At 38.6% G+C, this 4,566-nt stretch carries 1 protein-coding gene and 1 pseudogene; both read right to left on the bottom strand.

Annotation, left to right across the window (positions count from 1 at the left end; all coding sequences use genetic code 11):
* Window positions 1-18: 18 nt before the first annotated feature.
* A pseudogene (locus BCT49_RS05695) lies at window positions 19-606 on the bottom strand (LysR family transcriptional regulator); the annotation flags it as partial.
* Between the two features lie 545 nt (window positions 607-1,151).
* Window positions 1,152-4,169, bottom strand: a complete 3,018-nt coding sequence (locus BCT49_RS05690; protein WP_102434487.1) for a M6 family metalloprotease domain-containing protein — start codon at window positions 4,167-4,169, stop codon at window positions 1,152-1,154.
* Window positions 4,170-4,566: the final 397 nt, after the last annotated feature.

The raw sequence follows: 4,566 nt of genomic DNA, 5'->3' as shown, positions 1-4,566 counted from the left end.
GAATTACGCAACAAAGCCCTCTTGAACATAAGACTTAGGCAAAGAACTACAGTAAACAACTCTCTGTGGGTAACATTCGTGTGGATCAAGTGAATTGGAATGTGCGATCACATAATTCACGGTTTTTAACTGATAGGATTTTCCATTCTCTCGTGAAATTCTATCCATCGTGAATATTAAGTCGTAGCGATACGAGTCCAGTAGAGAAGACTTAGTAAAACTGTTTATGGACAAGTCTATATTGTTCAACATTCTAAATTCGTTGATTACCCGTTCAACCATATCGAAGCAAAAAGATTCAGCAATCGCTATATTGAATTGATCTCGTAACTCCACTTTTTCTAGATCTTCAAACAACCTTTCGTACATAGACATTGTTTGATCAGCGTAATCGAGTAATACTTTTCCGTGTTTAGTGAGTAAAAATCCTTCTTTTCTATCAAAAATACTCGCCCCAATCGTATTCTCTATCTTTTTAATATGTTGAGAAACCGCAGGCTGTGTCATAAATAGAGACTCAGCTGCAGCTGTAAAACTTTTGTGTTTAGCAACGTGTGAAAATGTTCTTAAATATTTGACGTCGATAGACCTGTTGACGTTTTTCATGGTGCAAACTACCCCGATGTTGCGTTATTTTATTAATTATTCTTATTAAAAATCAGCGTAAAAGTAACAATAGTGTCATTCAGATACAAAAAAACATTATTTATATAGTCATAAATAATGTTTATATCCATCTAAATAAACAAATAAATTTCCCGCACCAACAACTGATTCACAAATCCTTATGTGCTTTTACAAACAACATATTTCACTTGTCATTCGTGTTCCAGAGTCCTTACACAACACACTCCCCAAGCAAATGACAATCAACACAATTATAACCAAAACTTATGCACTCACCACCTTAATGGTACGTAAAAGCTTTGAAATTTATGTAAATAATCGACATTTATAAGGCTAAAGTTCAAAAGTCACTCAAACTGAGCATTGTTCGTTTTTGTGATCAAGATTACGCGCAAATGAAACTAAACACCTATAGATGTAGCTCTTGATGCAGAAATGCGACAGATAACTTCATTTTTTGAGTTAAAATTTAGAAACAGGTAAAAAGAGAGCTAATCAATATAGCTCTCTTTTGTCATTTTATTCTATCGCTTTGGTCTCAATCGGAAGAGTAAACAGAGTATAATAAGAACTGGCAATGAAGAGCTTCCTCCTGATGAATCGCTCTGCGTTATTGGCACAGAGGGTTCATTTGAAACATTTGGTAAAACTTCTATATCAAACGAACCAACCCATTCACCACCGTCGGCCGATAAAGCCTTATATTTAATAGTGTCATATAACGCTAACTTACGTTGAGTAGGCGCATTATAAATGATCTTACCATCGACAATTTTTGCAATTCCATTACGTGGAGATTCCAATATATACAACGAGTGAACACCGCCGTTAATATTAGGAACCAAATTGATTTCATCTCCATATTTTACTTGCAGAGATTTAGTACCCAATAGTGATGCTTGCTTTCTTCGCACATCAACCACGACAGACTGCTTTGCATGCCCTCCTGACGAGTCCTGTACCAGAATAGAAAATCTGTATTGCTCACCTTCCAAAGCATCACTAGGTACCGTCACTTTAAGGGCTTTAGATTGTGCATCACTTAACAATAATCTTGGTCCTTGTACTTGAGACCACGTGATTTGATGCTCCGAAGAATCGACATCGATAATATTGGTTACTGTGAATATTACGGCTTCACCAGGCTCAGACTTTGCGTCTAGCCGATCTAGAGTAAACTTCGGGGCGTCATTCACTGGGTTAATATCAACTTCGACATGAGCAAAGTCTGTCTTATCCCCAAGTCGACCTACCAAACGGTATGTAAAATTGTCACGACCAAACTGGTCAGACAGCGGAAAGTAAGTTCCATCTTTAATCACCCCTTTAGTCGGCTTCTTCCCTAGTTCAACAACATAATTATTAGGCTTCGGTAGATTGATATCATTCGCCAACAGATTGAGCATAAAAGGGATGTCTTCATCGGTCGATATCCTATCGTCAACAACAATAGGTCTGTCTTGTGCCGGTAATTCAAAAAGTACTGCAAAAGGGAAATTCTGACCAAACCCACGGCTCAAACCTCGAGTTTTGTAATCAGAAATGGCCCCCGAAAACTGTCTTTTTCTTTGTCCGTCTCCTAAATACGCATCTAAAAACTGTGTAGAGTATTCAGGGGTACCATTTTCAACCTCTAGGACAATTAACTTAGAGCCTAAACCAAGCTTAATTTTCTCGTCAAAAATGATTTGTCCGCCACCTTGCTGAGCAACGCCTCGGTGTAACAATCTCGCGGCGCTCTCGTCAATAACTGCATTGCCGAATCTTGATTGATATGGGTATTCCACTAAACGATAGAACATAGGCATCGCTATGCTAGTTGCTTTCGCGTAAAAATGAATCCCTGCTATGTCTTGTTGGCCGTTAACCACATCAATAGAAAAACCTAAAACATTACTATCCACGTTGTAACGTGGGTAAGTTCTTCCGAATGAGGTTACCCAAGACGATTTATTGTTTGAATTAGGCACCAATAAAGAAAAACTCGCTTTGGTATCATTGCTGACAATATTGGTTATCGATATATCCGTCTTTCTTCCTGCAGTAATTGCCGTTAAGGAAGGTTCAGAGTCATCTGAAAGATTAGTAACCGATTCTCTACCCGGGAAGACATCACCATCATCCCCAGACGAAAATCCGCTCTCAAGCGATCCCTGCCCATCAGCTTGGAATACCTGCACTTGCATTGGGCCGGAGCTGTTGAATTGGTTATCTATGTTCACTGCCGTTATTAACAAACCCTCTCCACGAAGCGCTTGGTCGTAGTTATTTTTACGTCTATTTTCAATGTAAGCACGAGGCCCAAATTGCTTGAGGTAAGGATCGAGGTGAATAACGCTTTCGCCCTTGATTGTGTCTATGTCGACACTGCCGTTATTAGAGAGTACTTTCGGCTTTAAGAAACCTGATGCCTCTCTGCTCCACGCCAACATGTTAACCGGCGTTTCTCCAGCATACTGGTCACTGGGTTTACTGCCCCAACTACCACCTCCCATTAGCCCCCAATGTCCAATCGAACCATCATGCTTATAAGAATATAGATCCGGCAGCCCTAACATCAGATGTCCAAGTTCGTGAGCAATAACACCCATGGTTGATTGGTGGTCATCTTGATAATCTGCGAATAGGCAGTACGCGCTAATACGCTTGCCGTCTATCTCGACAGTTCGGTGAGCAAACTTGTGCGGCCAAATAGTGGGCGTTTTACGTGTTCCACTGGATTTGTCATTACCAGCAAACACAAACATCACGGACAGTTCTTGTGGGGAGATACTATCGTCATTGTTGTAGTCATATTGAGAAAGATTAAAGTCAACATCTAACGCTTCATACGCCTTGGTGAACACATTATTAAGTTTACTTTGGCAATTACTTTCAGACTTAGAGTGACAATTTGGATGATCTATATCCAACGTGACATTAATAACGCCATCATTTTTTGTTCCTTCATTTTCTTTGGCCGGAACAACTTTATAATTCCCATAACTATTTTTAAGGAAATAATCTTGAACACTTTGTTGGTTTTCACCAAATATCGTCGACTGAAAGTCATTTTCTATCTGTTCGTTTGAAAAGCTAACTTGTACTACCAACAAAGCTTGCTCAGTGATTCTTTTTTTCGAAGGACTTTTTAGAAGTGAGCGTTGATTTTCTATTGGGGTAAATCTTTTAAGGTTTGCAGCAGGTGAGTCAAAAGATTCATTGATGTGTATTGGATCAATTTTCAGATTTTTTATGTTTGATTCTATTGGCACTTCAGCTTCACTCGAAGCCAGCACTCCAGTAGAAACAACTCGACCTGTACCATCATCATTTGCTTCATATTTGGCAAAATACCATTGATTATCAGTATTCTGAACGTATATGTGACCATCGTTGTCTTGATACCAAAACATGTGCTGGGAGCCCATTAATCGCAGTTCTTTTGTACTGCCATCAATAAAGGTCATCGTGTGCCAGGTCGGCGCAGGTAAAGTAGTCGCTTGTACAGAGTAAACAGCGATGGCCGCTGTAATAAATGTACAAATTAATGTTGTCCTCATTAGGATAATCTCGTTAGTCGAATTTCTCGGAAAGAGATAATTCATTAATTAAATGAAACGAGACCTTATCAATGAGGAATTATATTAACCAATTAACTTTCTAACTAAACCTATAAGTAATATTTATAGCCTTAAGAATATAAACATTACTTATAGGCACATAAATTTATTATAAAAATAAAAGATAGGTAATAGATAACTCTATCTTTTATTCGAGTAACTTTTAATTAATCCGTGCACCTATTTAAACAATAGATCTTTCCACAAAAACTATTGAGATGCTTGTTTCATCTGCTCATCTAAGTTCAGTACCGTTAACGCATTACTTACACTAGTCGCAATCACGTCAACCACACCCGTTCTTAGTGCACCTAACAGAGGCTTTGTTGCGTAATTC

It is taken from the genome of Vibrio lentus, assembly GCF_002875945.1.
GTDB lineage: Bacteria > Pseudomonadota > Gammaproteobacteria > Enterobacterales > Vibrionaceae > Vibrio > Vibrio apostichopi.
The sequence above is the reverse complement of the archived record's forward strand: the minus strand, read 5'-3'. Positions and strand labels throughout refer to the sequence as shown.